General features: G+C 53.8%; 1 protein-coding gene and 1 pseudogene. Both read left to right on the forward strand.

The annotated features are described in order from the left end of the window. The first annotated feature begins 152 nt into the window (after positions 1 to 152). Positions 153 to 401: a hypothetical protein gene (locus tag E1H13_RS26675; protein ID WP_169617981.1), complete on the forward strand. Its 249-nt coding sequence runs from the start codon at positions 153 to 155 to the stop codon at positions 399 to 401. Between the two features lie 107 nt (positions 402 to 508). After that, positions 509 to 699: pseudogene (locus E1H13_RS27080) on the forward strand (hypothetical protein); the annotation flags it as partial.

Raw genomic sequence — 699 nt, forward strand, 5'->3', positions numbered from 1 at the left:
CTAGGGTGATGACTTAGAGCCTAATAGGCTGGTCTTTGCTCATGCAACCTCCGTGTCGCGTGCATAGGGTCTAAACTAGTCCATGAGGGGGCGATATTCCAAGGTGGTCTCATTGTCCCATCGGTCCTCAGCACAGTCAGGGTGTAACCCCGATGCCAGAATTCAAGAGTTCCCCCAGTCGATTAGCCCGTCTATTTCGCAGCAGTCGAGACCAGTGGAAGGAGCGAGCGGCGGTCAAACAGAAAAAGCTACGAGCCTTAGAGATCAAGGTGAGAGATCTCAGTGAAAGCCGAGCGCGTTGGAAAGATAGAGCCGTCCAGTTAAAACAAGAGGTGAATGAACTCAAGGCCCAGATTCAGACTGAGGCCCAAAAAAAGGGGGTTTCAGCGGAGTCCCGATAACGGTTCTGCCAGCGGTCCGTGGGGACGACCCGGAGGTTCTATCGGCTCGTGCTCGGGGCCATCGGTATCCGGTGATTTTAATCCAACTGGCGATTGCTCACTTGATCATGGCCTGTACGAGTCTGCGGGGAACCCAGAAGAGCTTTGAGCTCTGGGCACAGGTTTTGCCGATAGGAACCCCGAGTTTTAGCAGCATCCGTCAGTGGCTGTTGCGAGTAGGGCTATACGTGCTTGAGCATCATGGTCCGAAACGCTCCGATTGGATTTGGATTATAGACCTGACGGTGGAGTTAGGTCC

This window comes from Nodosilinea sp. P-1105, from assembly GCF_012911975.1.
Lineage (GTDB): Bacteria > Cyanobacteriota > Cyanobacteriia > Phormidesmidales > Phormidesmidaceae > Nodosilinea.